Annotated in this window: 25 protein-coding genes and 3 tRNA genes; 13 read left to right on the plus strand and 15 right to left on the minus strand. The window is 58.9% G+C overall.

What is annotated here, in order from left to right:
- Window positions 1-42 precede the first annotated feature (42 nt).
- The 7 genes from JHD62_RS08580 to JHD62_RS08610 form a co-directional block, all read right to left on the minus strand.
- Window positions 43-660 carry a hemolysin III family protein gene (locus JHD62_RS08580; RefSeq protein ID WP_199102542.1) on the minus strand — a complete coding sequence of 206 codons (618 nt, stop codon included), beginning with the start codon at window positions 658-660 and terminating at the stop codon, window positions 43-45.
- Window positions 661-890: 230 nt separating this feature from the next.
- Window positions 891-1,547 carry an adenylate kinase gene (adk, locus tag JHD62_RS08585; protein WP_199102543.1) on the minus strand — a complete coding sequence of 219 codons (657 nt, stop codon included), beginning with the start codon at window positions 1,545-1,547 and terminating at the stop codon, window positions 891-893.
- Between the two features lie 79 nt (window positions 1,548-1,626).
- Complete coding sequence (gene kdsB, locus JHD62_RS08590; protein ID WP_199102544.1) at window positions 1,627-2,388, minus strand: 3-deoxy-manno-octulosonate cytidylyltransferase; 762 nt, start codon at window positions 2,386-2,388, stop codon at window positions 1,627-1,629.
- Window positions 2,385-2,567 carry a Trm112 family protein gene (locus tag JHD62_RS08595; RefSeq protein WP_045845534.1) on the minus strand — a complete coding sequence of 61 codons (183 nt, stop codon included), beginning with the start codon at window positions 2,565-2,567 and terminating at the stop codon, window positions 2,385-2,387. Before JHD62_RS08595 ends, kdsB begins: the two co-directional genes overlap by 4 nt.
- On the minus strand, window positions 2,557-3,588 hold the full coding sequence (lpxK, locus tag JHD62_RS08600) for a tetraacyldisaccharide 4'-kinase (protein ID WP_199102545.1): 1,032 nt from the start codon (window positions 3,586-3,588) through the stop codon (window positions 2,557-2,559). Before lpxK ends, JHD62_RS08595 begins: the two co-directional genes overlap by 11 nt.
- Window positions 3,585-4,004: a biopolymer transporter ExbD gene (locus JHD62_RS08605; RefSeq protein ID WP_199102546.1), complete on the minus strand. Its 420-nt coding sequence runs from the start codon at window positions 4,002-4,004 to the stop codon at window positions 3,585-3,587. Before JHD62_RS08605 ends, lpxK begins: the two co-directional genes overlap by 4 nt.
- Complete coding sequence (locus JHD62_RS08610; RefSeq protein ID WP_199102547.1) at window positions 4,001-4,624, minus strand: MotA/TolQ/ExbB proton channel family protein; 624 nt, start codon at window positions 4,622-4,624, stop codon at window positions 4,001-4,003. Before JHD62_RS08610 ends, JHD62_RS08605 begins: the two co-directional genes overlap by 4 nt.
- A 381-nt stretch (window positions 4,625-5,005) precedes the next feature.
- Between JHD62_RS08610 and xseA the strand changes: the two genes are divergently transcribed.
- Window positions 5,006-6,361 (plus strand): exodeoxyribonuclease VII large subunit, encoded by a 1,356-nt coding sequence (gene xseA, locus JHD62_RS08615; protein WP_199102548.1) that lies wholly within the window; start codon window positions 5,006-5,008, stop codon window positions 6,359-6,361.
- Window positions 6,362-6,433: 72 nt separating this feature from the next.
- Window positions 6,434-6,889, plus strand: a complete 456-nt coding sequence (locus JHD62_RS08620; RefSeq protein ID WP_045845529.1) for a DUF4442 domain-containing protein — start codon at window positions 6,434-6,436, stop codon at window positions 6,887-6,889.
- 36 nt (window positions 6,890-6,925) lie between these two features.
- On the opposite strand, the gene JHD62_RS08625 is transcribed toward JHD62_RS08620, so the two are convergent.
- Entirely contained in the window at window positions 6,926-7,222 is a 297-nt protein-coding gene (locus JHD62_RS08625) for a helix-turn-helix transcriptional regulator (protein WP_045845528.1), read from the minus strand.
- A 113-nt stretch (window positions 7,223-7,335) separates the two neighbouring features.
- On the opposite strand from JHD62_RS08625, the gene gpmI reads away from it, so the two are divergent.
- From gpmI to ettA, 8 genes are all read left to right on the plus strand, one after another.
- The gene (gene gpmI, locus JHD62_RS08630) at window positions 7,336-8,856 is read left to right on the plus strand and encodes a 2,3-bisphosphoglycerate-independent phosphoglycerate mutase (protein WP_199102549.1); all 1,521 of its coding nucleotides are present in this window, start codon (window positions 7,336-7,338) and stop codon (window positions 8,854-8,856) included.
- Window positions 8,857-8,957: 101 nt separating this feature from the next.
- Entirely contained in the window at window positions 8,958-10,286 is a 1,329-nt protein-coding gene (locus tag JHD62_RS08635) for a murein hydrolase activator EnvC (RefSeq protein WP_199102550.1), read from the plus strand.
- Between the two features lie 45 nt (window positions 10,287-10,331).
- On the plus strand, window positions 10,332-11,744 hold the full coding sequence (locus JHD62_RS08640; RefSeq protein ID WP_131355603.1) for a S41 family peptidase: 1,413 nt from the start codon (window positions 10,332-10,334) through the stop codon (window positions 11,742-11,744).
- A 154-nt stretch (window positions 11,745-11,898) separates the two neighbouring features.
- Entirely contained in the window at window positions 11,899-13,206 is a 1,308-nt protein-coding gene (gene argA, locus JHD62_RS08645) for an amino-acid N-acetyltransferase (RefSeq protein ID WP_199102551.1), read from the plus strand.
- Between the two features lie 96 nt (window positions 13,207-13,302).
- Window positions 13,303-13,575, plus strand: a complete 273-nt coding sequence (locus JHD62_RS08650; RefSeq protein ID WP_045845523.1) for an oxidative damage protection protein — start codon at window positions 13,303-13,305, stop codon at window positions 13,573-13,575.
- A gap of 68 nt (window positions 13,576-13,643) precedes the next feature.
- On the plus strand, window positions 13,644-15,701 hold the full coding sequence (gene ppk1 / locus JHD62_RS08655) for a polyphosphate kinase 1 (RefSeq protein ID WP_131355606.1): 2,058 nt from the start codon (window positions 13,644-13,646) through the stop codon (window positions 15,699-15,701).
- Between the two features lie 93 nt (window positions 15,702-15,794).
- Window positions 15,795-16,274 (plus strand): DUF456 domain-containing protein, encoded by a 480-nt coding sequence (locus tag JHD62_RS08660; protein WP_370541045.1) that lies wholly within the window; start codon window positions 15,795-15,797, stop codon window positions 16,272-16,274.
- A gap of 82 nt (window positions 16,275-16,356) precedes the next feature.
- A complete protein-coding gene (ettA, locus tag JHD62_RS08665; protein WP_199102553.1) occupies window positions 16,357-18,024 on the plus strand; it encodes an energy-dependent translational throttle protein EttA in 1,668 nt (555 codons plus the stop codon).
- 58 nt (window positions 18,025-18,082) lie between these two features.
- On the opposite strand, the gene JHD62_RS08670 is transcribed toward ettA, so the two are convergent.
- Window positions 18,083-18,328: a CDGSH iron-sulfur domain-containing protein gene (locus tag JHD62_RS08670; protein ID WP_045845519.1), complete on the minus strand. Its 246-nt coding sequence runs from the start codon at window positions 18,326-18,328 to the stop codon at window positions 18,083-18,085.
- A gap of 107 nt (window positions 18,329-18,435) precedes the next feature.
- Between JHD62_RS08670 and JHD62_RS08675 the strand changes: the two genes are divergently transcribed.
- Complete coding sequence (locus JHD62_RS08675) at window positions 18,436-19,104, plus strand: peptidoglycan DD-metalloendopeptidase family protein (protein WP_199102554.1); 669 nt, start codon at window positions 18,436-18,438, stop codon at window positions 19,102-19,104.
- Here JHD62_RS08675 and JHD62_RS08680 read toward each other — a convergent pair.
- Window positions 19,098-20,021 carry a glyoxylate/hydroxypyruvate reductase A gene (locus JHD62_RS08680; protein ID WP_199102555.1) on the minus strand — a complete coding sequence of 308 codons (924 nt, stop codon included), beginning with the start codon at window positions 20,019-20,021 and terminating at the stop codon, window positions 19,098-19,100. The genes JHD62_RS08675 and JHD62_RS08680 overlap by 7 nt on opposite strands.
- Window positions 20,022-20,175: 154 nt before the next feature.
- Here JHD62_RS08680 and JHD62_RS08685 point away from each other — a divergent pair, with 154 nt between their 5' ends.
- Window positions 20,176-21,384 (plus strand): DUF1615 domain-containing protein, encoded by a 1,209-nt coding sequence (locus tag JHD62_RS08685; RefSeq protein WP_199102556.1) that lies wholly within the window; start codon window positions 20,176-20,178, stop codon window positions 21,382-21,384.
- A gap of 145 nt (window positions 21,385-21,529) precedes the next feature.
- Here JHD62_RS08685 and JHD62_RS08690 read toward each other — a convergent pair.
- The 5 genes from JHD62_RS08690 to fdhD form a co-directional block, all read right to left on the minus strand.
- Window positions 21,530-21,604, minus strand: a tRNA-Glu gene (locus JHD62_RS08690).
- A 2-nt stretch (window positions 21,605-21,606) separates the two neighbouring features.
- Window positions 21,607-21,683, minus strand: a tRNA-Arg gene (locus JHD62_RS08695).
- 6 nt (window positions 21,684-21,689) lie between these two features.
- A tRNA-Ser gene (locus tag JHD62_RS08700) sits at window positions 21,690-21,783 on the minus strand.
- 59 nt (window positions 21,784-21,842) lie between these two features.
- On the minus strand, window positions 21,843-23,069 hold the full coding sequence (locus JHD62_RS08705) for an aspartate kinase (protein WP_045845515.1): 1,227 nt from the start codon (window positions 23,067-23,069) through the stop codon (window positions 21,843-21,845).
- A 201-nt stretch (window positions 23,070-23,270) separates the two neighbouring features.
- Complete coding sequence (fdhD, locus tag JHD62_RS08710; protein ID WP_199102557.1) at window positions 23,271-24,095, minus strand: formate dehydrogenase accessory sulfurtransferase FdhD; 825 nt, start codon at window positions 24,093-24,095, stop codon at window positions 23,271-23,273.
- Between the two features lie 194 nt (window positions 24,096-24,289).
- Here fdhD and fdnG point away from each other — a divergent pair.
- Window positions 24,290-26,873: formate dehydrogenase-N subunit alpha (fdnG, locus tag JHD62_RS08715; RefSeq protein ID WP_199102558.1), on the plus strand; the 2,584-nt coding region annotated here is incomplete at its 3' end.

The following is a 26,873-nucleotide window of genomic DNA, read 5'->3' on the forward strand; positions in this document are numbered from 1 at the left end:
CGCTGATTCATCAGGGCGGCTTTTTCAATACTGGGGCAAGGCTCAGGCAACATAGAACATCACGCTGACAAACTGGCAGATGCTGCCACCCATCACGAACAAATGCCAGATGCCGTGCCCGTGACGGATCTTCTCGTCATTGATGAACCAGTAAATGCCCACGCTATAGATCACCCCGCCCAGCGCCAGCCAGAACAGACCACCCCAGGACATGGCTGCAATCAGCGGCTGCATGGCAATCACCACCAGCCAGCCCATCACCACATAGAGAATCATCGACAGCAGGCGGGTGCGCCGGCCCAGCGTGAGTTCCTGAATGATGCCGAAGATAGCAAGGCCCCAGCTCAAACCGAACAAGGTCCATCCCCATGCGCCACGCAAGGTCACCAGACAGTACGGCGTGTAGCTCCCGGCAATCAGCAAATAGATGGCCGAGTGATCGCACTTTTGCAAAATCGCCTTGGCACGGCCTTTGGCGCTGTGATACAGGGTGGAAATCAGATACAGCAATACCAGGGTAGTGCCGTACAAGCTGAAGCTGACGATCTTCCAGGGGTCTCCCTGCTCGGCAGCCACATACACCAGGCTGATCAGCCCGGTCACCGCAAGTACGGTACCAATCAGGTGGGAAATGCCGTTAAAGCGCTCTCCGTAATACATGTCATTCTCTCTTCATGCTGCAACCATATACATGGTCAGCGTCATCACTGCGGGTCAGACTGAGGGTTGACCGGCCCGGTGACAAGCGGTTCCTGCGGGGGATACCAATCAGTTGGCGGCAGAAACGGACATTACAAGTTCCAGCCGCCATTTATTCTCAATATGAAACAGTATACAAAAACAAAGCGGGCCGCAGCCCGCTTTGTCACATTGGCAGTAAAAAACGTCGCTCAGGCGCCCAATGCCTTCAGCACGTTGCCACGAACCACTTCAACCGGTTGTGTGCCATCAATCTTCACATACTTCGGAGCCTTGGCATCGCCGCTGGCAGCACGCTGGCCGTAGAAACCGACCAGGACCTCGGTTTGCTCGTGATACACCGCCAGACGCTTTTTCACGGTTTCTTCGTGGTCGTCATCACGCTGGATCAGGTCTTCACCGGTTTCGTCATCCTTGCCTGCCACTTTCGGCGGGTTGAAGGTAACGTGGTAAGTGCGACCGGAAGCCACGTGTACACGACGACCAGCCATGCGTTCCACAATGGCGGCATCCGGTACGTCAATTTCCACCACGTAATCGATATCCACACCGGCCGCAATCATGGCTTCAGCCTGCGGAATGGTGCGCGGGAAACCATCGAACAGGAAGCCCTTGGCACAGTCGTCCTGTGCAATACGCTCCTTGACCAGACCAATGATGATGTCGTCGCGCACCAGGCCACCGGCATCCATGATGGCCTTGGCTTCCAGACCCAGCGGCGTTCCGGCCTTCACGGCAGCACGCAGCATGTCGCCGGTGGAAATCTGCGGAATGCCGAATTGCTCGCGGATATAGTTTGCCTGGGTACCCTTGCCAGCGCCCGGAGCGCCCAACAGAATCAATCGCATAATTACTCCCGTCAGTTTGTATGTCGTTTATTGTGATTGGTGTTCTTCGGCCGTCTTCTATTGCGGCCTTGCCTGGCGCTCAGCGCCCGGCCAGTACGGCACGCACCCGTTTCAGATCCTCCGGCGTATCCACGCCGGCTGCGGGTGCCTCGCTCACCGTGGCCACCATGATGGGGTAGCCATGCCACAACACGCGCAGTTGTTCCAGTGCTTCAAACTGTTCCAGCGGTGCCGGGCTCAATGAGCTGTAGGTTTGCAAAAAACCTGCCTGGTAGGCATACATGCCAATGTGCCGCAGGACCGGTAGGTCGGCAGGCAACACGCTTGTATCGTGTGCAAACGCGTCACGGGCATAGGGGATGGGCGCCCGGCTGAAATACAGGGCCCGCCCAGCGTGATCCAGTACCACCTTGACCACATTGGGATTGAACATGTCCTGCGCGGCATGAAACGGGTGCGCCACCGTTGCCATCGGCACTCCGGTTTCTGCCATCAGTGCTGCCAGCTTGTCGATCAGGGCCGGGTCGATCAAGGGCTCGTCGCCCTGTACGTTCACCACCACCTGCTCGGCAGGCCATTGCATGCGCTGCGCGACTTCAGCCAGACGATCAGTACCGCTGGCGTGATCTTCGCGCGTCATCACCGCTGCGATGCCATGTGCGGCACAGGCTGCGAGAATGTCGGGATGATCGGTTGCCACCACCACCTGGCTGGCGCGGCTTTTTGCTGCCTGCTCGGCCACGCGCACCACCATGGGTTTGCCACCCAGGTCGGCAAGCGGCTTGCCTGGCAGACGGCTGGACGCCATGCGCGCCGGAATGACGATGGCAAAACCGCTCATTTTACTTCTTCTTCCGGCGCCAGTTCGCGCGCCTCGGTTTCCAGCATCATCGGGATGCCGTCCTTGATCGGGAATGCCAGACGGTCGCCCTTGCAGATCAGCTCCTGCCGGGTCTTGTCGAGTACCAGCGGGCCTTTGCACAGCGGGCACACCAGGATGTCCAGAAATTTAGCGTCCATGTCTTATCTTCAATCGGGAAAGTAGCCAGCCGGCAAGATCCGGCGTCAGCTGGGCCGTCACCGGCAAGATCCATAGTCTAGCACGCTGCGCCGCATCATGAATCACTCCCCGCAATTTCACCGCATCTTTGCTGGTGACGATGACCGGACTGTCGCCGCCAGGCAAATCGGCAGCACTGAAAACATGATGATCGGGAAAATGCAGGCACAGCTGCAAAGTAAAGCCTTGCTGTTGCAAGGTTTGGAAAAAACGCTCCGGGTGGCCGATGCCAGCCAGCGCAATCACCGGCTGTCCGGCAAAATCTCCTGCCGGGCGATAACGGTCCGGCTGGGCCAGTGATTGCAGCATCCCGCACTGCAATTGCATGTCAAACCGCGGCAGGTCGGCGGGCAAGGCCAGGTTCGCACCGTGACCATTCACCACCACGGCATCAACACTGGCCAGCCGGCTGGCAGGCTCGCGCAAGGGGCCACCGGGCAACAAATGTCCGTTACCCAGCCCGCGGGCTCCGTCCAGCACCACCACTTCCAGCGTGCGAGCCAAACGATAATGCTGCAGGCCGTCATCGGTCAGGATCAGCTGTGTTTCGGGGTACAGGCGTAACAGGTGCTCACCCGCGGCCACCCGGTCCCGCCCTACCACCACCGGCGCGCCACTGGCCGCCAGCAGCAGCGGCTCATCCCCTACTTTGTCAGGCGTACTCTCCGGCAAGACCAGGGTTGGCTCAGCATGCGAACCGCCGTAACCACGGCTGATCACCCCCACCCGGACGCCTTGCTGTCGCAAGCTCGCCAGCAAACCCAGAGTGAGCGGCGTCTTGCCCACGCCACCGACATTTATGTTGCCAATCACCACCACCGGCACGCGCAGGCGCTGACTGCGCAACACACCAAGCCGGTATCCTGCCCTGCGCAAGCCGGCCAACAGAGCAAACAGCCCTTCCAGCGGAGCCAGAAGGGCTGTCAGCCACCCTATCGGTTGATACCAGTGGCGTTCGATCAATTGACTGAGGCGACTCACGGCGTGGTGTTCTGCGTCGCAAATGTCAGCTGCAACAAACCGGCTGCCCTGGCAGCCTCCATTACGCTGATCACCGATTGATGCGTCGCCTTGGCATCGGCATTCACCACCACCACCGGGTCTTTCTTGCCGGCAGCAGCATCGCGCAGCTGGGCTTGCAAGCCTGCCTTGTCGCCCGGCAACAGTTTATGGCCCGCCACATCCATTTCACCGGATGCAGCCACCGCCACGGTGATGGGCGTAGCTTGCTGCTGGCTGGTATCCGCCTGCGCTGTGGGCAGGTTGATCTTCATCTCGGCAAATTTGGAATAGGTCGTGGTGACCATCAGGAAAATCAGGATCACCAGCAACAGGTCAATCATCGGGATGAAGTTGATTTCCGGCTCCTCACGGTGCCGTCCGCGACGGAAATTCATGACTGATTACCGTTCTGACGCTCGCCATGCACCACTTCAACCAGCTTCACCGCCTGCGCTTCCATTTCCACCAGCAAGCCATCCACACGGGCACGGAAATGGCGGTAGAACATCATGCTGGGAATGGCCACGATCAGGCCGAAAGCGGTGTTGTACAGGGCAATGGAAATACCATGGGCCAGCTGTTGCGGATTGCTGGAACCACCCGGCGCCTGGGAACCAAAGATTTCAATCATCCCGATTACCGTACCCAGCAAGCCCAGCAGCGGTGCCATGGCGGCAATGGTACCCAGGGTATTGAGAAAACGTTCCAGTTGGTGCGCTACCACACGGCCTTCGTCTTCGATGGCATCTTTCATCACTTCACGACTGACACCGACATTGCGCAGGCCCGCGGCAAACAGCTTGCCCAGCGGGGAATGGGTCTGGAGCAACTGCAACAATTCGGCAGAGGCCCCGGCGCGGCGGTATTCGGCCACGGTTTGTGCCAACAGACCATCAGGAACGATCAACGAGGCACGCAAACTGAACAGACGCTCGAAGATGATGGCCAGCGAAATGACCGAGGCCAGAATGATGGTCCAGATCGGCCAGCCGGCCGCTTCAACAATTGACCACACGAAACACTCTCCAAAGCTTTAGCTAAACGCTAAACTTTAGCGGTTGCGCCAGTTCTCGGCAACCATGGCGGCTGTCATGCAGCGCAGAAAAACAGGAAATTACGAAACAAATACAAGAAAATTCCCTAAGCTTTGATTTTGTAAGGGAAATTTGCCTGCATCCACAGATCCTGTGGATAACTTTGTTGATAAGCATGTGAACAGATAGGGCAAAACCGCACGGCAGGCCCATTTCCGGCAACTGACCGCAATTTGCACAAACAATATAACATATTGATTTTGCAGTGATTTATTTTCAATCACTTAACACCACATCCTTCTTTGTCCGACAATTTACAGACGACAAAAACCGGTATTTTTGTTGTGGATGACTTGACAACCATGAATTTCAATAGCACGGCCAATGACGTCATCAGCGTCTCTTCCCTTAATCGCATGGTGCGTGACTTGCTGGAATCCGGCCTGCCACCGTTGTGGATTGGCGGAGAAATTTCCAACCTGACCCTGGCTGCGTCTGGTCATGCCTATTTCTCCCTCAAGGATGGCGGCGCACAAATACGCTGCGTGATGTTCCGCCACAAACTGTCCTTGCTGCCGTTTCGTCTGGCAGAAGGCATGCAAGTAGAGCTCAAGGGGCTGGTCACCCTGTACGAGGCCCGCGGTGACTACCAGATCAATGTCGACACCATGCGCTCTGCGGGTCTTGGCCGCCTGTACGAGGCTTTCGAAAAACTGAAAAGCCGCTTGAGTGCTGAAGGTTTGTTTGATGCTGCACGCAAACGTCCGCTGCCAGCACACCCGGCCGCCATCGGCATTGTCACCTCACCCGCAGCAGCAGCCCTGCGCGACGTGGTCACCACCCTGGCCCGGCGCATGCCAGACATCCCGGTCATTCTTTACCCCGCTCAGGTGCAAGGGGAAAGCGCTGCACGCCAGATAGCAGCCGCTATCGAGCAAGCCTCTGCCCGGCAGGAAGTTGAAGTGCTGATTGTCTGTCGCGGCGGCGGCAGCATTGAAGACTTGTGGTCGTTCAACGAAGAGATTGTTGCGCGCGCCATCGCCGCCTGCCGGATTCCGGTGGTCAGCGGTGTCGGCCACGAAACCGACTTCACCATCTGCGATTTTGTTGCTGACCGCCGCGCCCCTACGCCGACTGCGGCAGCAGAACTGGTTTCCCCCAGCCAGGAGCAACTGCGCCTGCAACTGGAGCAAGCCAAACGCGGGCTGGAGCGGGCTCTGGGAAGGCTGCTGGTGGATAAATCACAGCAACTGGATTACCTGTCCCGCCGGCTGAGTCACCCAGGAGAAATACTGCGACGGCAAGTGCAAAGCCTGCAGCAGGCATCCGCGCGTTTACGTCGTAGCCTGGATGGCGTATTTGACCGTCGACGCTTTGGCTTGCAACTGGCAAACAGCCGCCTGCAGCGGCATCAGCCCCAACTACTACGCCAGCAACATCAGCTGAACCAGTTGCAGGGAAGCTTGCAACGCGGCATGCAACTGCTCATCAGCCGCCGCAAACAGATGCTGCAACAGCAGGCAGCCACGCTGGAAGCCATGAATCCGCAGGCAGTACTCAACCGTGGTTATGCCATCGTGCAAAAGCAGGATGGTCATGCCGTGAAGTCACCACAAGAATTGCTGAACCGCGAGCGCGTGTTGTTGCGCCTGGCCGATGGCGTCACCGAAGCGCTGGTCGATCACCCCACTGGCGCGCAACCGGAGTTGCCCTTCTGAAAAGCAAGGGCGCTTGACAGCGGGGTGAAATGTATTGAGGATGAATATCAAACAACCGTTTGAATTTAAGTCATGAAACTTTCACCACGCCTGCTCAAGACACTGATCAACCTGTGGCCACCTTTTCTGGGTGCCGGCATCAAGGTGGGGCATATTGCGCCAGACTGGCAGCAGGTGGATGTACGCCTGCGACTCGGACTGACCAACCGCAATTACGTTGGCGTTCATTTCGGTGGCAGCCTGTATGCCATGACCGACCCGTTTTTCATGCTGATGCTGATGCAGTCGCTGGGGCCGGACTACGTGGTGTGGGACAAGGCGGGCAGCATCGAATATCACAAACCGGGCAAAGGGGTGGTGCACGCCCGTTTCAATCTGGACCATCAGCAGATCGCAGATATCCGACGCCATACAGCGACTGGGGAAAAACACCTGCCGCAACTGAAAGTCGATATCCGGGACAGTGCTGGCGACGTGGTGGCGACGGTGCACAAAACCCTGTACGTCAGACGCAAAAAAGGCCGCTGAGCGGCCTTTTTGCATTGACGATGCCAGGCTGAAAGATCAGTCGACAAAGCCACAAAATACTTCTCGCATCATTTTCAGTACTTCCAGCGTCCGGATATCTCCAACCCGGTAATAAACCCGATTGGCATCTTTTCGTGTCCGGAGAACCCCCTTGTCGCGCATGATGGCCAGATGCTGGGAAATGTTGCTCTGCGAGGTTCCCACCTGCTCCACAATATCCTGCACGCTGACTTCCTGGTCGCCCAGTACCGAAATGATCTTCAACCGCAAGGGATGAGACATTGCCTTCATCGCCCGCGAGGACTGTTCGATCTGGTCATCGTTGAACAGCAAGCTCTGCTCCTAAGTAGTTTGCAATGCGTATTTATATTGGTTTGACTACGGTACAATACTAACTAAAAAAATCAATACCATCAAGAATTTCTAATATTCTGATTGTGGACATCATGACAGCTATCACACCCGTTTTACTCCTTATTCTCGACGGCTTCGGACACCGGCTGGAAGGTGACGACAATGCCATCCTGCATGCAAACACCCCCACCTGGGACGCCCTGAAACAGCAGTATCCCTACGGCGTGATTGATGCCTCCGAAGGCTTCGTCGGCCTGCCCAATGGGCAGTTCGGCAACTCTGAAGTGGGGCACCTGAATATCGGCGCAGGTCGGATTGTCCAACAGGACATCAGCCGCATCGACTGCGATATCGAAGAAAACCGCTTCGACCAGAACCCGGTATTGCAGCAGGCCATCCAGCAAGCCAAAGACTCGGCACTGCATGTCATGGGGCTGTTGTCCGATGGCGGCGTCCATAGCCATGAAAATCACATTTTCGCGCTGATCCGTGCCGCCCAGGCTGCCGGCGTGCCGCATATTTACGTGCATGCTTTCCTGGATGGCCGTGACACCCCACCGCGCAGTGCCGAAACCTATCTCAAGCGTCTGGATGAAGTGCTGGCCGGCTGCCCTGCAGCCCGTCTGGTTTCCGTCACCGGCCGCTACTGGGCCATGGACCGCGACAAGCGCTGGGAACGCGTGGAGCCGGCTTACCGCCTGCTGGTGGAAGGCGAAGGCCTCCACCATGCGGACAGCGGCCTGCAAGCGCTGGCTGCGGCCTATACCCGTGATGAAAACGACGAATTCGTTGCGGCAACCAGTATTGGCGCCCCGGTCAAGATGCAGGATGGTGATGTTGCCATCTTCATGAACTTCCGCGCCGACCGTGCGCGCCAGCTCACCACAGCCCTCACCGACCCTGCCTTCAGTGGCTTCAGTGCGCGTCAGCCTAAACTGGGGCAGTTCGTCACGCTCACGTCGTATGGCGAGGCCTACAGCAACCCGGTGGCCTATGCCCCGCAGAAAATCAGCAATGGTTTTGGCGAATACCTCGCCAGCCTGGGCCTGAAGCAGCTGCGCATTGCAGAAACCGAAAAGTATCCGCACGTCACCTACTTCTTCAATGGCGGCGAAGAGCAGGTTTACCCCGGCGAAGACCGCATCCTGGTGCCCTCCCCCAAGGTGGCCACCTACGACTTGCAGCCGGAAATGAATGCCCCGCAAGTTACCGACCATATCGTCGAAGCCATTGCCTCCGGCAAGTACCAGGCCATCATTTGCAACTATGCAAATGGCGACATGGTGGGCCATACCGGCAAGTTTGATGCTGCGGTCAAGGCAGTGGAAACGCTGGACGCTTGCGTCAAGCGTTGCGTGGAAGCCATGCAGGCCGCTGGTGGCGAAGTATTGATCACGGCGGATCACGGTAATTGCGAGCAGATGTACGATGCCGCACACCATCAGCCGCATACCCAGCACACACTCGACAAGGTGCCCTTCCTGTATGTCGGTCGCAAGGCACACATCAAGGAAGGCGGCGCGCTGCGCGACATCGCACCGTCGCTGCTGGCCATGATGGGCTTGCCGCAGCCTGCAGAAATGACTGGCCGCTCGCTGATCGACTTCGAGTAAGACCACAGGCCGGCCTGCCATGCAGGCCGGCAATGCGGCTGCCTTGTCTGCGCCGCCCTGTTATCATGCTGGCAACAGGTGTAATCCGAAGCGAAAATGGAATGAAACCGATATTGCTGCTAGCCCTGCTGGCTGGCGCGGCCCAGGCCGCCCCCTCCTCTGCCTCTCTCCCCCTATCCACTGCGCCACAACAACAGAACCTGCAATCGGTCCGCAAGGAAATCGATAACCTGAAAAAAGACCTGGCGCAGAAGCAGGCTGTGCAGCAGGAAGCCAAGTCCGCCATTCAGGAGTCGGAACAGGCCATCGCCCAAACCAACCAGGTGATTGCCAAGCTGGAAAACAAGCAGAACAACTCGGCACAGCAACTGGCCGACTTGCGTCAGCAAGTCCAAACCACCGCCCACAAACTGGCAGAAACACGCCAGCGCGTGGCGCAAATGCTGGCAAGACAGTACAAGAGCGGCGATCACGACGCGATGAAACTGATGCTCAATGCCGACGACCCGAATCAGACCTCGCGCGACATGGTGTATTACCAGCACATCGCCAAGGCGCAGCAGCAAATGGTGACGCAGCTGATCAGCCATCAGCATGAGCTGGAAGCGCTGACCTATCAGCTGGAACAGGAATTGGCGCGGCTGGATGCGCTGTCCAACCACAAAAGCCGGGAAAAGAACGCCCTGCTCAACAGCAAGACCAACAAGCTTGCCCAATTGAACAAGATATCCGGCGAAATCCAGGCCGGACAAAGCCGACTGGGCAAGCTGCAGGAAGACGAAAAACGGCTGACCAACCTGATTGCCCAGATCAATCAGGAAATCGAACGCCGCCGCCAGGAAGCCATTCGCAAGGCGGCAGAAGAACGCAAGGCCCGTCAGGCTGCTGCGCTGGCAGCGAAAAAGGAAAACGAGCGTCGCCGCAAACTGGCCGAAAACGCCCGCAAACAAGGCAAGCCGGTACCGGAAGTGGCCAAAAAATCGGTGCCGGTGCCGGTTGAAAAACCGGTGGCGGAAGTGGCCGACGGCAGTGCATCCGGCAAAGCCTTTGCCAGCCTGCAAGGCCGCATGAAGATGCCGGTGTCCGGCCAGCTTGCAGGCCGCTTTGGCAGCGCGCGCAGTGAAGGTACATCGTGGAAAGGTGTATTCATCAAGACGGCACCGGGCCAGCCGGTTCATGCAGTCGCCGATGGCAACGTAGTGTATGCTGATGCGCTACGCGGATTCGGTAACGCCGTGATTGTGGATCACGGTGGCAATTACCTGACGGTGTACACCGGCCTCTCTGCCATCGGCAAGAGTGTGGGCAGCACGGTCAAGGCCGGCGAAACACTCGGCAACACTGGCGCACTGGACAGCGGCGAATCCGGCCTGTACTTTGAAATCCGGCATATGGGACAACCTCTCAACCCGCAAACCTGGGTACGTTAAGCCCCGCGGTATCGGAGACCAACACACAATATGACTAGTCATCGCATGAAAAAAATTGCCTGGCTTGCTGCCGGCGCACTGGCAGGCGGCGCCCTCACCCTCAGCGTGCAGGCTTTTGCCGGCAAGGAGCCCACCACGCTCCCACTGAATGAATTGCGTACCTTTGCCGAAGTGTTTGGCCGTATCAAGCAGGATTATGTCGACCCGGTCGATGACAAGAAGCTGATTACCGAAGCCATCAAGGGCATGCTCAGCGGACTGGACCCCCACTCCGACTACATGGATGCGGAAGCCTTCAAGGAACTGCGCGAAGGTACCCAGGGTGAATTTGGCGGCCTGGGCATCGAGATCGGCGCCGAAGACGGCCTGGTGAAGGTGGTGTCGCCAATTGAAGATACCCCGGCACAGAAGGCCGGCATCAAGAGCGGTGACCTCATCATCAAGATTGACGACACGCCGGTACGTGGCCTGTCGTTGAATGACGCGGTCAAGCGCATGCGCGGCAAGCCGGGCAGCAAGGTCACGCTCACCATTGCCCGCAAGAACGAAACCAAACCGCTGGTATTTGCCATCACCCGCGCCATCATCAAGACCAAGAGCGTGAAATCCAAATTGCTGGAACCGGGTTATGGCTATGTGCGCATCACCCAGTTCCAGGAGCACACCACGGAAAACCTGGCCGAAGCCATTGCCAGCATGACCAAGCAGAACAAGCAGCCGCTCAAGGGCCTGGTGCTGGACCTGCGTGACGACCCGGGTGGCTTGCTGACCAGCGCCGTCGGCGTATCCGCCGCCTTCCTGCCCAAGGATGCGCTGGTGGTGTATACCGAAGGCCGTACTGCTGACGCCAAGATGAAACTGACGGCTTCCGCACAGAACTATGGCCGCCCCGGCATGCCGGACCCGCTGTCGGTACTGCCGCAGGAAACCCACAAGGTGCCACTGGTGGTATTGGTGAATGGTGGCTCGGCCTCGGCATCCGAGATTGTTGCCGGTGCCCTGCAAGACCACAAGCGTGCGGTACTGGTGGGTACCCAGACCTTTGGCAAGGGCTCGGTGCAATCCATCCTGCCGCTGGGCAGCGCCGGTGGCATCAAGCTGACCACCGCCCGCTACTTCACCCCTAGCGGCCGCTCCATCCAGGCCAAGGGCATCGTGCCGGATGTGGTGGTGGAAGACGCTACCGTCACCGCGGCAGACCAGGCGCTACGCGTACGCGAGGCCGATCTGGAAAACCATCTGGCCAATCCGAATGGCGAAGAAACCCCGTCCAAATCGGCCAAGCCAGCCAAGCCGGCGACGCCTCCTGTGATCAAACAGGAAGCGCCCAAGCCGCAGGATGACAAAAACGCCAGCCCGGATAATCCGCGTGAGCCAAACCCACAAAAGGACTACCAGCTGTCCCAGGGCCTGAACATCCTGAAAGTACAGCAAATCCTGATCAAACAAGGTAATTGATCCTTGTTCTTGCAGCCACCCTGTCAGTTGATGGGGTGGCTGTTTTCATTTCCGGCCACCCCGCAACAAGCGGCGAAAGCGCTGCCCATCCCTTTCTATTCCTGCTAGGCTTGTCGTTTCTGACGTAATTTATCTGGCGGGAGCCAATCCAACAATGCTGAACCGGGAATTTGTCCTCTCCTTCCGTGAAGCCGCCCCCTACATCAACACCTTCCGCGGGAAAACCTTCGTGCTGGCAGTCAGTGGCGAAGCCGTGATGGAAGGCGGTTTTCACAATCTGTCGCAGGATATCAACCTGTTGGTGAGCCTGGGCGTGCGCGTGGTGCTGGTACATGGCATCCGACCCCAGATCGAAGCCTTGCTCAAGCGCTTCGGCCTGAACCGGCTGTTTCACCGCGACCGACGAGTGACCGATGCCAGCACCATGGAAATCGTCAAGCAAGCCAGCGGGGCAACCCGCTACGGCATTGAGGCTCAGCTGTCGATGGGCATGCCCAATTCGCCCATGTTCGGTGCCCACCTGCGCGTGGCCGGCGGCAATTTCATCACTGCCCAGCCGCTAGGCGTGCTGGACGGCGTGGACATGCAATACACAGGCCAGGTAAGACGCATCGACGTGGAAGCCATCAATACCCGGCTGGCTGCTGGTGAATTGGTGTTACTCTCGCCGGTAGGCTACTCGGTGACCGGCGAAGCCTTCAACCTCACCATGGAAGAAATGGCCGCCCAGCTGGCATCGGCCCTCAAAGCCGAAAAGCTGATCTTCGTGATTGAAGGACGTGGTGTCACCAATGAGCTGGGCCAGCATGTCAGCTCGCTCACCGCGCAGCAGGCGGAAGACCTGTTGCAGGCAGGCCATCTGCAACGCGACGTCACCGCCTACCTGCCCTATGCCATCAAGGCCACCCGCGATGGCATCCCGCGTGCCCATCTGGTCAGCCATCACGAAGATGGTTCGCTACTGGCCGAACTGTTCACCAATGGTGGCACCGGCACCATGATTGCCCGCGACAGTCTGGTGAAGGTGCGCAATGCCAGTGTGGACGACATCGGCCCCATCCTGAACCTGATCCGCCCGCTGGAAGAGCAGGGCATCCTGGTCAAGCGCAGCCGCGAGCATCTGGAAATGGAAATTTCCCAATACTCGGTGCTGGAACATGACGGCAAAATCTACGGCTGCGTGGCCATGCATGTGTTTCCCGAAGCCGGCATGGCCGAACTGGCCTGCCTGGCTGTGGCACCAGAACGCAGGGAAGGCCGCTTTGGCGAAACCCTGCTCAAACACGTGGAATACCAGGCACGTACCCGCGGCCTGAAAGCCCTGTTCGTACTGACCACCCAGACAGCCCACTGGTTTGTTGAACGCGGTTTTGCCGAAGCAGGCCGTGGCCAGCTGCCACTGGCGCGTCAGGCCTTTTACAACAACCAGCGCCGTTCCAAGATCTTCGTCAAGGAATTGTAAGCCGGCATACCACCCCGGCGGCGGCATGGTTGGAAGGGTGTCATGGTTGTGACACAATAATGCAGTATATTCAGTTCAATTTTGCAAGGATTAGCAATGGCCAGAAACGTCAATTGCATCAAGCTGGGCCGCGAGGCTGAAGGTCTGGACTTTCCGCCCCTGCCGGGCGAGCTTGGCAAGCGTGTGTATGAAAATGTCTCCAAGGAAGCCTGGCAAGGCTGGCTGCGTTATCAGACCATGCTGATCAACGAAAACCGTCTGAGCCTGGCGGATGCCCGTGCGCGCCAGTATCTGGCTGCACAGCTGGATGCCTACTTCTTCGGTCAGGGTGCCGATGCACCGGCTGGCTACACGCCACCGCAGCAGTAATTGTTTCAAGCCCTCCTGCGCGAGGGCTTTTTTGTCTCCACACCTCATCACCATTGGCGCGAAACCGTATGTCACAAAGCCACGAGTTGCTGCTTAACCGTGAACTGGGCCTGATCGAATTCAACCGCAGGGTACTGGCCCAAGCAGAAGACCCAAGCCTGCCGCTGCTCGAACGCCTGAAATACCTGTGCATCGTCTCCTCCAATCTGGACGAATTCTTCGAAGTGCGCATGGCCTGGCTGAAAGATACCGCCCAGCTCACCCCGGGGCGTATTCTGGCAGATGGGTCGACACCGGCGCAGATCATGGCGCGGATTTCGTCCGCCTCACACGAACTGGTACGCCAGCAATATGCGGTGATGAGTGATGTACTGTTCCCGGCGCTGCGTGAAGAAGACATCATCTTCCTGCGCCGTAACGAATGGACCGAACAGCAACAAGAATGGGTGCACGACTTCTTCAGCAACGAGCTGATGCCCATCCTCACCCCGATCGGGCTGGACCCGTCCCACCCCTTCCCCAAGGTGCTGAACAAGTCGCTCAACTTTGCCGTGGAACTGGAAGGTCGCGATGCCTTTGGCCGTCAGTCGGACATCGCCATCGTGCAGGCCCCACGCATTCTGCCACGCGTGATCAAGGTGCCGCCGGAAGTGTGCAGCGGCCACCCGCATACCTTTGTTTTCCTGTCCTCCATCCTGCACTCGCATGTGCACGAGCTGTTCCTGGGCATGACGGTCAAGGGCTGTTACCAGTTCCGCGTCACCCGCGACAGCGAACTGACGGTGGAAGACGAAGACCTGAAAAACCTGCGTACGGCCTTGCAGGGTGAATTGAGTCAGCGCCAGTTTGGTGATGCGGTGCGGCTGGAAATTGCCGACACCTGCCCACCGCACATGGAAGAATTCCTGCTGACCCAGTTCAATCTGAAGAAGCCGGACGTATACCGCGTCAACGGCCCGGTGAACCTGGTACGCCTGATGCAGGTGCCGGACCTGGTTGACCGGCCGGACCTGAAATTCCCGCCCTTCGTGCCCTCGCTGCCAGACCAGCTGAGCAAGAAAGTGCCGCTGTTCGACGCCATCCGCAAGGGTGACATCCTGCTGCACCACCCCTTCCAGAGCTTCCAGCCTGTGATTGACATGCTGAACCTGGCCGCGACCGACCCGCAGGTGGTCGCCATCAAGATGACGGTATACCGCACCGGTACCGACTCGGTGCTGATGGAATCGCTGATTGCTGCCGCCCGCGCCGGCAAGCAGGTGACAGTGGTGCTGGAACTGATGGCGCGCTTTGACGAAGAAGCCAACATCAGCTGGGCCAGCCATCTGGAAGATGCTGGTGCGCACGTGGTGTATGGCGTGTTCGGCTACAAGGTGCACGCCAAGATGCTGATGGTGATCCGTCGCGAGGACAAGCGCCTGCGCCGCTACGTGCATCTGGGCACCGGCAACTATCACCCGCGCACCGCCCGTTTCTATACCGACCTTGGCCTGCTCACCTGCAACGAAGAAATCGCCAGCGATGTGAATGACATCTTCGTGCAGCTCACCGGTCTGGGCCGCGCCAGCCAGCTCAAGCAGCTGCACCAGAGTCCGTTCACCCTGCACAGCCTGCTGATCGACTCGATCGAACGTGAAATCGAGCACGCGCAGCAAGGCCGTCCGGCACAGATCATCGCCAAGATGAACGCGCTGCTGGAACCACAGGTGATTCATGCCCTGTACCGCGCCAGCCAGGCCGGGGTGAAGATCCAGCTGATCGTGCGTGGCGTCTGCGCGCTGCGCCCCGGTGTACCGGGGCTGTCGGACAACATCACCGTGCGTTCGGTGGTAGGCCGCTTCCTGGAACATCCGCGTGTCTACTACTTCTACAACGACAAGCAGGAAAACCTGTACATCGCCAGTGCCGACTGGATGGGTCGCAACCTGTTCCGCCGCATAGAAACCTGCGTGCCGATTCTGGACCCCAAGGTCAAACGCCGGGTGATCAAGGAAGCACTGCGCCTGTATCTGGAAGACAACGTCAACGCCTGGGACATGCAGGCAGACGGCAGCTACAAACGTCGCCCAAGCCGCGGCAAGGAACGCTGCGCCCAGAACCTGCTGCTGGAAGAATACGCGCGCTGACAGGTGTTTCTTGTCTGCATGCCCGCGGCCGGTCGGTGGAACTTCCACCCACTGGCCGTTTTCTTATGGCAGCCACCTTATCAAGGAATGTCTGTGGAAATCCTGTTTACCCTGCTTGCTGTCCTGCTAATCGTACTGGGCATGGCCGGCACCCTGTTTCCCGCCCTGCCCGGCCTGCCGCTGATGCTGGGTGGCTTTCTGCTGCTGGCCTGGGCCGATCATTTCGCCCATCTGGGCAGCAGCGCCCTGCTCATCATGGCACTGCTGACTGTATTGGGCTTGCTGATCGACTTTGTCGCCGGCTTGCTCGGGGCCAAACTGACTGGTGCCAGCAAGCAGGCATTGTGGGGAGCTTTTATCGGCAGCATTGTCGGCCTGCCGCTGGGACTGCTCGGTGTCATTCTGGGGCCACTGCTGGGCGCCGCCATTGGCGAGTTAGTGGCCCGGCGTGATGCCTGGCAGGCCGGGCGTGTGGGCCTGGGCACACTGGCCGGTTTCCTGATCGGCACGGTAGCCAAGATTGGCTGCGCCTTTGCCATGCTGGCCACTGCCCTGTTCGCCTGGTTCTGGTAAGGGCAGTCACTGGCAGCACAGCGCAGCCGGCCCGCTTTTGGTAGAATCTACCGCTTAACGATTATCTTCAGCAGGGTCCCTCATGGCTCAATACGTAATGTCCATGCTCCGCGTGAGCAAAGTGGTGCCGCCCAAGCGCCAGATCATCAAGGACATCTCCCTGTCCTTCTTCCCCGGTGCCAAGATCGGCCTGCTGGGCCTGAACGGTTCCGGCAAATCCACCGTGCTGCGCGTCATGGCCAATGTGGACAAGGAATACGACGGCGAAGTACAGCATCTGCCTGGCGTGAAAATCGGCTATCTGCCGCAGGAGCCGCAGCTGGACCCGGAGAAGACCGTGCGCGAAGAAGTGGAAAGCGGCATGGGCGACGTGATGGGTGCGCAAAAGCGACTGGAAGAAGTGTATGCCGCCTATGCCGACCCGGATGCCGACTTCGACGCCCTGGCCGAAGAACAGGCCAAGCTGGAAGCCATCATCTCTGCCGGTGCCGGCGACAATGTACAACTGCAACTGGAACTGGCTGCCGACGCGCTGCGCCTGCCGCCGTGGGACGCCAAGATCGGCCCGCTGTCCGGTGGTGAAAAACGCCGCGTCGCCTTGTGCAAGCTGCTGCTGTCCAAGCCGGACATGCTGTTGCTGGACGAACCCACCAACCACCTGGACGCCGAATCGGTAGAGTGGCTGGAACAATTCCTGGTGCGCTTCCCCGGCACCGTGGTGGCCGTTACCCACGACCGCTACTTCCTCGACAACGCCGCCGAATGGATTCTGGAACTGGACCGTGGCGAAGGCATTCCGTGGAAAGGCAACTATTCCAGCTGGCTGGAGCAGAAGGAAGAACGCCTGGAGAAAGAAGCCAAGAGCGAAGGCGCCCGCATGAAGGCGATGAAGCAGGAACTGGAATGGGTACGCCAGAACCCCAAGGGTCGTCAGGCCAAGTCCAAGGCGCGTATCGCCCGCTTTGAAGAACTGTCCAGCTACGAAACCCAGAAGCGTAACGAAACCCAGGAAATCTTCATCCCGGTGGCCGAGCGTCTGGGGAATGAAGTCATCGAATTCGACGGGGTGTCCAAAGGCTTTGGCGACCGCCTGCTGATCGACAACCTGTCGTTCAAGGCACCGGCTGGTGCCATCGTCGGCATCATCGGCCCCAACGGTGCCGGTAAATCCACCCTGTTCAAGATGATTGCCGGCAAGGAACAGCCGGACAGCGGTACGGTGAAAATCGGCCAGACCGTGCAAATGGCCTTTGTCGAACAGAGCCGCGAAGGCCTGGAAGACGACAAGACCGTATTTGACGACGTATCCGGCGGTGCCGATCTGCTGACCGTGGGCCGCTTTGAAATGTCCAGCCGCGCCTATCTGGGTCGCTTCAACTTCAAGGGTGCCGACCAGCAGAAGAAGGTAGGCATGCTGTCCGGTGGTGAGCGTGGCCGTCTGCATCTTGCCAAGACCCTGCTCAAGGGCGGCAACGTATTGCTGCTGGACGAACCGTCCAACGACCTTGACGTGGAAACCCTGCGTGCGCTGGAAGATGCACTGCTGGAATTCGCCGGCACCGTGTTCGTGATCTCCCACGACCGCTGGTTCCTCGACCGTATCGCCACCCACATCCTGGCGGCGGAAGGCGAATCGCAGTGGACCTTCTTCGACGGCAACTATCAGGAATACGAAGCCGACAAGAAAAAACGTCTGGGCGAAGAAGGTGCCAAGCCCAAGCGTATCCGCTACAAGCCGATCACCCGCTGATCGGTCCGTCACAAAAAAACCCCGCCTTGGCGGGGTTTTTCTTTACGGCATCAACGCTTCAGGACAACTGGCTGTGCGAACCATCGCACAAGGGCTGACCTTCGCTCAGCTTGCAGCCACAGAAGTACACCAGGCCGCTCTTGTCCGCCACATACTCGACCGGACTGAAACAGGAGCCGGCATGACTGCCATCACAAAACGGCTGCTTTTCACTCTGCCCGCAAGCGCACCACCAATAATGCTTGCCGGCCTCCACTTCAACTGCATAGGGAAAACTCTGCGGTGAAAACGGTTGATCAGCCATGCGACACTCCTTGCAGAACCACACCCGGGCTTTCAGCTTAGAAGACCACTGCCCGCTGCGCCAGCCTGCCTCATGCAGGCAGTCAGGGAAATGTTAAAATGCCAGGCATGCGCTACCTCGTTTGCCTGTCCTTCCTGCTGCTGGCAGCCTGCAGCACCCTGCCCGACACCTCGCCCGCCCCGGCAGGGTATTACCGGGTACGCCCCGGGGATACCTTGTACCGCATTGCGCTCAATCATCATCAAAGCGTGAACGCACTGGTGGCGTGGAACAAACTGGCAGACCCGTCCAGCATCACGGCCGGACAGTTGTTGCGCGTCAGCCCGGCAAGCACCGCTCCGGCCAAGACGACTACTCCTGCTGCCACGGTCAAAACCACACCACCCCCTGCCACTCGCCCGGCTGCACCTGGCATCAGCCTGCAATGGCCCATTCGTGGTGCCTTGCTTGGCAAGTTCAACGGCAACAGCAACAAGGGTATCGATATTGCCGGCAAGGCGGGCGACCCGGTACGGGCGGCAGCCAGCGGTACGGTGGCCTATGCCGGCAAGGGCATCCGTGCTTACGGTAATCTGCTCATCATCAAGCACGGCAATGACTACCTGACCGCCTATGCCCACAACCAGACCTTGCTGGTGAAGGAAGGCCAAACCGTACAGGCTGGCCAGCAGATTGCCACCGTGGGCCATACCGGCAGCAATCGCGACATGCTGCATTTCGAGTTGCGCCGTCAGGGGCAGGCCATCGACCCGCTGAGCGCGCTCCCCGCTCAATAGCCCCGCTCGCGCTCCACCAGGCCTTGCGGCAACAGCCCCTGACTGATGGCCTGCACATTGGCGGCAATCTGCTCCACCGCAGGCTCCACCAGGGTCATGGCAGCAATGTGCGGGGTCAACAGCACCGAGGGGTGACTCCACAAGGGATGCACGCTTTCCAGTGGCTCCACCTCGAACACATCCAGCATGGCAAAGCGCAGATGCCCGCTATCGAGCAGGCCCAGCAAGGCCGCTTCATCCACCTGCTCGCCCCGACCGGCATTGATGATTGCCGCACCGGACGGCAAGTGCGACAACAAGCGTCCATTGAGCAGGCCACGAGTCTGTGGTGTGGCAGGCAGCAGATTCACCAGGATATCGCTGCGCGCCAGCAAATCCGGTAGTGCAGCTTGGCCGATGTAGTCCTGCACGCCTGGCAATTGCCGGCCAGCACGGCTCCAGCCAGCCACCGCATAGCCCATGGCGGCCAGCGACTGTGCCACCCAGCCACCAATCTCGCCCAGGCCAAGCACACCGATGCGGGTTTGCCCCGCCGATGGCGCAGTAAGCGCTTGCCACTGTCGCAGCGCCTGCTGGCGGCGGTATTGCCCCATCTGCCGCTGTACATGCAGCACACCGTACAACACGTACTCCAGCATTTGCTGCGCCATACCGGCATCGGTCAGCCGCACAATCGGCACTGTCCGGTCCAGATCATCACGCTTCAGGATGCGGTCTACCCCTGCTCCCAGCACAAACACGGCCTGCAGATTTACCATGTCCTTGAAAAAACCGGCTGGCGGGTTCCACACCACCGCATATTTCACCAGCCCGGCAGCCACCTCTTCCGGCCAACACCTCACCTCCTGCTGTGGCAGGGCCTGTTGCAAGGCATGCTGATAACGCGCCATGTCCTGCGGGGTATAGAGGTATAACATTGGCATCTCCGGATTTGACCAGCTCGCTGGCGTGAGTCATGCATTGTAGATAATGCTGCTGCACATGGGCAGCCCCAGCGCGTTTTATCCCGGATTGCCCCAAACCGCACAATGCGCCAAGATCACGGCTTGGGATTCTGGAACAACAAAGCGCATGAGCCGTCATCTTCCCCTCTACCTGTTGCTGGGCAGCCTGAGTGCATGTACTACCGTCGCACCGCCACAGATCAGCACCACACCAGCCCCGGCAAACACCCCGGCAGCCAGCAACTCCACTACTGCTACGCCAATTGCACCGCCTCCGGTCGTACCGGTTCCTCAGCCACCGGTCAGCACCAGCAAACAACCGGTGCTGAATGAAGCGCAAGGCCGGGCCTTGCTGGACCGCCTGCTGCCACCACGCATCAGCGATCGCCAAGGCTGGAACAACGATATCGTTACTGCCTTTACTGCGTTGAAAATACCGTATCGTGCCGATAACTTCTGTGCGGTGGCCGCCGTTATCGAGCAAGAATCCAGCTGGCAGGCGGACCCGACAGTCCCCAATCTGCCAGCCATTGTCTGGGAAAAGATTGGCGAACGCGCCAACAAATACCTGGTGCCATTGCCGGTGGTAAAGGCAGCGCTGCTCAAGACATCGCCCAATGGCAAAAGCTACAAGGCACGCATCGACAATTTGCGTACCGAACGGGAAATGAACCTGCTGTTCGAGGACATGTCCGCCGAAGCCAGCAAGCTGGGCTTGCCAATGAATATGAAAAACCCCATTCGCACCGGTGGGCCAATGCAGGTGAGCGTGGAGTTTGCCGAGGCGCACGTCAAAATCTGGCCCTACCCTTACCAAAGCGGCAACAGCATCCGCAATGATGTGTTCACCCGCCGTGGCGGTATTTATTTCGGCAGCGCCATCCTGCTGCAATACCCGGCACCTTATCAGGACATGATCTACCGTTTTGCCGACTTCAATGCCGGGCGCTACAGCAGCCGCAATGCGGCGCTGCAGGCAGCGGTCAGCCAATTGACCGGACGCAAGCTGGCGCTGGATGGTGATTTGCTCAGTTATACCGGCAAGCAGGCCACTGGCAGCACATACCAGGCCTTGCTCAGCCTGCGCAGCCGCCTGGACATGAGCCAGAGCGCCATTGAAAGGGATTTGCAGCAGGAGAAAAACAGCGCCCTGGCGCAAACCGAGCTGTATCGCAAGGTTTTTGCGCTGGCAGACAGCAAAGCGGGAAAGCCGCTGGCACGCGAACGCATGCCGCAGATCGACCTGCACAGCCCGAAGATCAGCCGCAAGCTGACCACACAATGGTTTGCCGACAAGGTGAATGGGCGCTATCAGGCCTGCATGGCAAGGCAATAGACAGACCGTAAAACGATAGGGCAAGCAGGCTGGGGACGGCCTGCTTGTGGCGATGCCGGGCTCATCATGGATGATGTGCATTGCAAGAGGAAACCGGATAAAAACGAAAAAGCCCAGTCTTGCGACTGGGCTTTATCTTGAATCCTGGCGTCCCCACGGGGAATCGAACCCCGGCTACCGCCGTGAAAGGGCGGTGTTCTAACCGCTAAACTATAGGGACTTTGGTGCACCCGGAGCGATTCGAACGCCCGACCCTTTGGTTCGTAGCCAAATACTCTATCCAACTGAGCTACGGGTGCAGATTCTGGCGGAGAAAGAGGGATTCGAACCCTCGATACAGGTTTAAGCCCGTATGCTTCCTTAGCAGGGAAGTGCCTTCGACCACTCGGCCATTTCTCCGTTCAGAGAGCGCCATATTAAGCAAGGTGGCGCCCCCTGTCAAGCATTTGCGTAAAAAATTACGCCGGCTGATCCAGCCCGAATACCTTGTGCAACACGCGCACGCCCAGCTCCAGGTATTTCTCATCCACCAGTACAGACACCTTGATTTCGGAAGTGGAGATCATCTGGATGTTGATGCCCTCTTCTGCCAGGGTGCGGAACATGGTGGAAGCCACACCACAGTGCGAACGCATGCCCACGCCGACGATGGAGATCTTGGCAACCTTCTCGTCCGCATCAATCTTGGCAGCGCCAATGTGGGTTTGCACTTCGCGCAGGATATCCATGGCGCGGTGGAACTCGCCACGCGGTACGGTGAAGGAGAAGTCGGTGGTACCGTTCTCGCCCACGTTCTGGATGATCATGTCGACTTCGATGTTGGCATCGGCGATGGGGCCGAGAATCTGGTAAGCGATACCCGGCTTGTCCGGCACGCCTTTTACATTGATGCGTGCTTCATTACGGTCAAATGCGATGCCTGCAACGACGGCCTTTTCCATGTTTTCATCTTCCTCGAACGTAATCAGCGTGCCTTCCCCTTCATCCTCGAAGCTGGACAGGACGCGCAGACGTACCTTGTATTTCCCTGCGAACTCTACCGAACGGATCTGCAATACCTTGGAACCCAAGGAAGCCATTTCCAGCATTTCCTCGAAGGTAATGGTCTTCAGACGGCGGGCTTCCGGCACCACGCGCGGATCGGTGGTGTAGACACCATCCACGTCGGTGTAGATCTGACATTCATCCGCATTGAGTGCGGCAGCCAGTGCCACAGCGGAAGTATCGGAACCACCACGGCCCAGCGTGGTGATGTTGCCGTTTTCATCCACACCCTGGAAGCCGGCCACCACCACTACCGAACCGGCAGAGAGGTCTGTCCGCATGGCGGCTTCGTCGATGGATTGAATACGGGCTTTGGTGTGGGAGTCGTCCGTGGTGACACGAACCTGCCAGCCACAGTAGCTCTTGGCGTCGACGCCGATTTCCTTCAGCGCCATGGCCAACAGGCCGATGGTGACTTGCTCGCCGGTGGAAATGATCACGTCCAGCTCGCGCGGGTCCGGATAAGCCTGGATCTCTTTGGCAAGGGCAATCAGTCGGTTGGTTTCGCCACTCATGGCAGATACCACCACCACGACATCATGTCCCTGCGCTTTCCATTTGGCGACACGGCGGGCCACGTTCTTGATGCGCTCCGGAGAGCCCATCGAGGTACCGCCGTACTTTTGTACGATGAGTGCCATGCTTGCTTCTTATATAGAAAGGTTGATATGTCGGACTTCGATTCTGACCCGATCTTTGCCACAAAAGCAAGGCCATTGTTCGACAATGCCCATCCGCCTTTGCGCAATGCAACAAAAGCAGTCCCTTGCCCGGCCGGATTATTGGGAATGAATACAGCCGGAGCATCACTTGCAGCGCTTCAGCCCATGGGCCGCGGCCGCTCAGACAGCTTCGGTCAACAGGCGCTGCGGGTGGGTGTAGACATTCACCCGGCCTGGGCGGGCAAAACCCAACAAGGTAAGCCCGTATTGCTCGGCCATTTGTACGGCCAGCGCGGTGGGGGCTGCCACCGCCACCAGGATTTCAATCCCGGCAGCAGCCGATTTCTGCACCATTTCATAACTGGCACGGCTGGTCACCAGCGCCACACCAGCGCCCCAGTTGCCTAGCGAGCGGCAGCCAATCAGCTTGTCCAGCGCCACGTGCCTCCCCACGTCCTCGCACACTTGCAATAACTGTCCATCAAGCGTCAGCCAGGCCGCCGCATGCGCGCAGCCGGTAGCCTGCGACAACACCTGCCGCACCGGCAGGCTTTCCAGCGCCTGATTCAAGGCCGGCAAAGCCAGGCGTACGCTGTACGGCAGTACGGGCAAAGGGCGGAATACTTCGGCCAGTTGCTCCACCCCACACAGGCCACAGCCGGTGCGTCCAGCCAGTTGACGGCGCCTTTCCTTGAGTGCGGCAAAGCAGGCGCTGGCCAGCTCGACATGAATTTCAATCCCGCTGGCCGCTTCACGCACTTCGATGTCGTAAATGTCGGCCACCGTGCGGGCAATACCTTCGGCCAGGGTGAAACCACGGGCAAACTGCTCCAGCTGCTGCGGGCTGACCATCATCACCACATGGGCCAGCCCGTTGTAGACCAGCGCCGCCGGAACTTCGCAGGCCAATACGTCCTCACTCGCCTGCAATGCCTTGTCATCCCGCCATTGCCAACGCTGGACATGCTGATGCAGCGGAAACGACGAATCGGGTTCTGTGCTCATCTGATTGAGATTTTCAATAGTTGAATTGACATCGGCTATTTGAGCTTAAGCATTTTGCTGACGATAATGCGTTAAGGCTACAACCGTCTGATGGGTCAGGCCAGTCCTTATTGTCGTGAGTATCTTGGGGCTGGACTGGCCGGATGACATCCCGGAGCCCATCATTTCTTTCTTGTTCAACAAGGAGTCCCTTCATGCAGGTCAATCGGCGACAGTTTTTCAAACTGTGTGCCGGGGGTATGACAGGTTCGACCATTGCAACCCTGGGGCTGCTGCCGGCAACGGCAATGGCTGATGTGCGCAGCTACAAGCTGCTGCGCGCCAGTGAAACACGCAATACCTGTCCTTACTGCTCGGTAGGCTGTGGCATTCTCATGTACGGCCTGGGCGATGGCGCCAAGAACGCCAAGTCCGAAATTTTCCATATCGAAGGCGACCCGGATCATCCGGTCAACCGTGGTGCGCTCTGCCCCAAAGGCGCTGGCCTGGTGGATTTCATCCACAGCCCCAACCGCCTGAAGCACCCGGAAGTGCGCGAAGCAGGCAGCAATGAATGGAAGCGCATCAGCTGGGATGAGGCATTCTCGCGCATCGCCAAACACATCAAGCAGGACCGCGATGCCAACTTCACCGAAAAGAACGCCGATGGCGTGACGGTAAACCGCTGGCTGTCCACCGGTTTTCTGGCGGCCTCTGCCTCCAGCAACGAGGCTGGCTGGCTGACCCACAAATTCACTCGCAGCCTGGGCATGCTGGCTGTCGACAATCAGGCGCGTGTATGACACGGACCAACGGTGGCAAGTCTTGCCCCAACATTTGGTCGCGGTGCCATGACAAACCATTGGGTCGACATCAAGAACGCCAATCTGATCGTGGTGATGGGTGGCAATGCCGCCGAAGCACACCCGGTTGGCTTCCGCTGGGCCATTGAGGCCAAGACCCGCAACAAGGCCAAGCTGCTGGTCATCGACCCGCGCTTTACCCGTACTGCCTCGGTGGCAGACTTCTACGCGCCCATCCGCACCGGCACGGACATTACCCTGTTGTCCGGCGTGATCCGCTATTTGCTGGAAACCGGCAAATACAACAAGGAATACACGCTCGCCTACACCAATGCGGCACTGCTGGTACACCCGGACTTCAAGTTTGAAGACGGCCTGTTCAGCGGCTACGACGCGGAAAAACGCAAGTACGACAAATCCACCTGGGCCTACCAGCTGGATGAGAAGGGCATGGCCAAACGCGACGACACGCTGAGTGACCCGCGTTGCGTGATCAACCTGCTCAAACAGCATGTGTCCCGCTATACCGCCGACGTGGTGGCCAATATCTGTGGCACGCCCAAGGAAGCCTTCCAGGCCATTTGCGAGCATCTGGCAGAAACCAGCGCACCGGACAAGACCACCTCTTTCCTGTACGCCCTGGGCTGGACCCAGCATTCGATTGGTGCGCAGAACATCCGCACCATGGCGATGATCCAGCTGTTGCTGGGCAATATGGGTATGGCCGGTGGCGGCATCAATGCACTGCGCGGGCATTCCAATATCCAGGGGCTGACCGACCTGGGCCTGCTGTCCACCAGCCTGCCGGGCTACATGACCATGCCGTCGGAAAAAGAGCCGACGCTGGACAGTTATCTGGCCAAGTACACCAGCAAGCCGCTGGCAGACGGCCAGATGAACTACTGGCAGAACTACCCCAAGTTCTTCATCTCCTTCATGAAGGCAATGTGGGGCGACAAGGCCACGGCGGACAACAACTGGGGGTATGACTGGCTACCCAAGTGGGACAAGGGCTACGACGTGCTGCAGTACTTCGAGCTGATGCACCAGGGCAAGGTGAATGGCTACTTCTGCCAGGGCTTCAACCCGGTGGCGTCCTTCCCCAACAAGAACAAGATCGTGGCTTCGCTGTCGCGACTGAAGTTCCTGGTGATCATGGACCCGCTGGTGACGGAAACCTCCACCTTCTGGCAGAACCACGGCGAGCAGAACGATGTCGATCCGGCCAGGATCCAGACCGAAGTATTCCGCCTGCCCACCACCTGTTTTGCCGAGGAAGACGGCTCCATCGTCAATTCCGGCCGCTGGCTGCAATGGCACTGGAAAGGCGCGGAAGGCCCAGGCGAATCCATGACCGACCCGCAAATCCTGGCCGGTATCTTCCTCAAGCTCAAAGCCATGTATGCCAAGGATGGCGGCAAGTTCCCGGATGCCATCAACAGCCTGTCCTGGGCTTATGGCGACCCGCACGAGCCCAAGCCGGAAGAGCTGGCCAAGGAGCTGAACGGCAAGGCGCTGGCTGATCTGCCCGACCCGAAAAACCCCGGCCAGTTCCTGGCGAAGAAGGGTGAGCTGTTGCCCGGTTTTGCCCTGCTGCAAGCCGATGGCAGCACCGCGTCCGGGTGCTGGATTTTTGCAGGCAGCTGGACCCAGGCCGGCAACCAGATGGCACGGCGCGACAACAGCGACCCGTCCGGCCTTGGCAATACCCTGGGCTGGGCCTGGGCGTGGCCGGCCAACCGCCGCATCCTGTACAACCGCGCCTCCTGCAAACCCGATGGCACGCCATGGGACAAGAAACGCACGCTGATCAAGTGGAACGGCGAGAAGTGGGTGGGTGTGGACGTGCCGGACTTCAAGGCAGACGAACCGCCAGGCAGCCCCATGGCCCCCTTCATCATGCAGGCTGAAGGGCTGGGACGCCTGTTTGCGCTGGACAAGATGGCCGAAGGGCCGTTCCCGGAGCATTACGAGCCGTTCGAAACGCCGCTGGGCA

Origin of the sequence: Aquitalea sp. ASV11, from assembly GCF_016429185.1 — a bacterium.
Classification (GTDB): domain Bacteria; phylum Pseudomonadota; class Gammaproteobacteria; order Burkholderiales; family Chromobacteriaceae; genus Aquitalea; species Aquitalea pelogenes.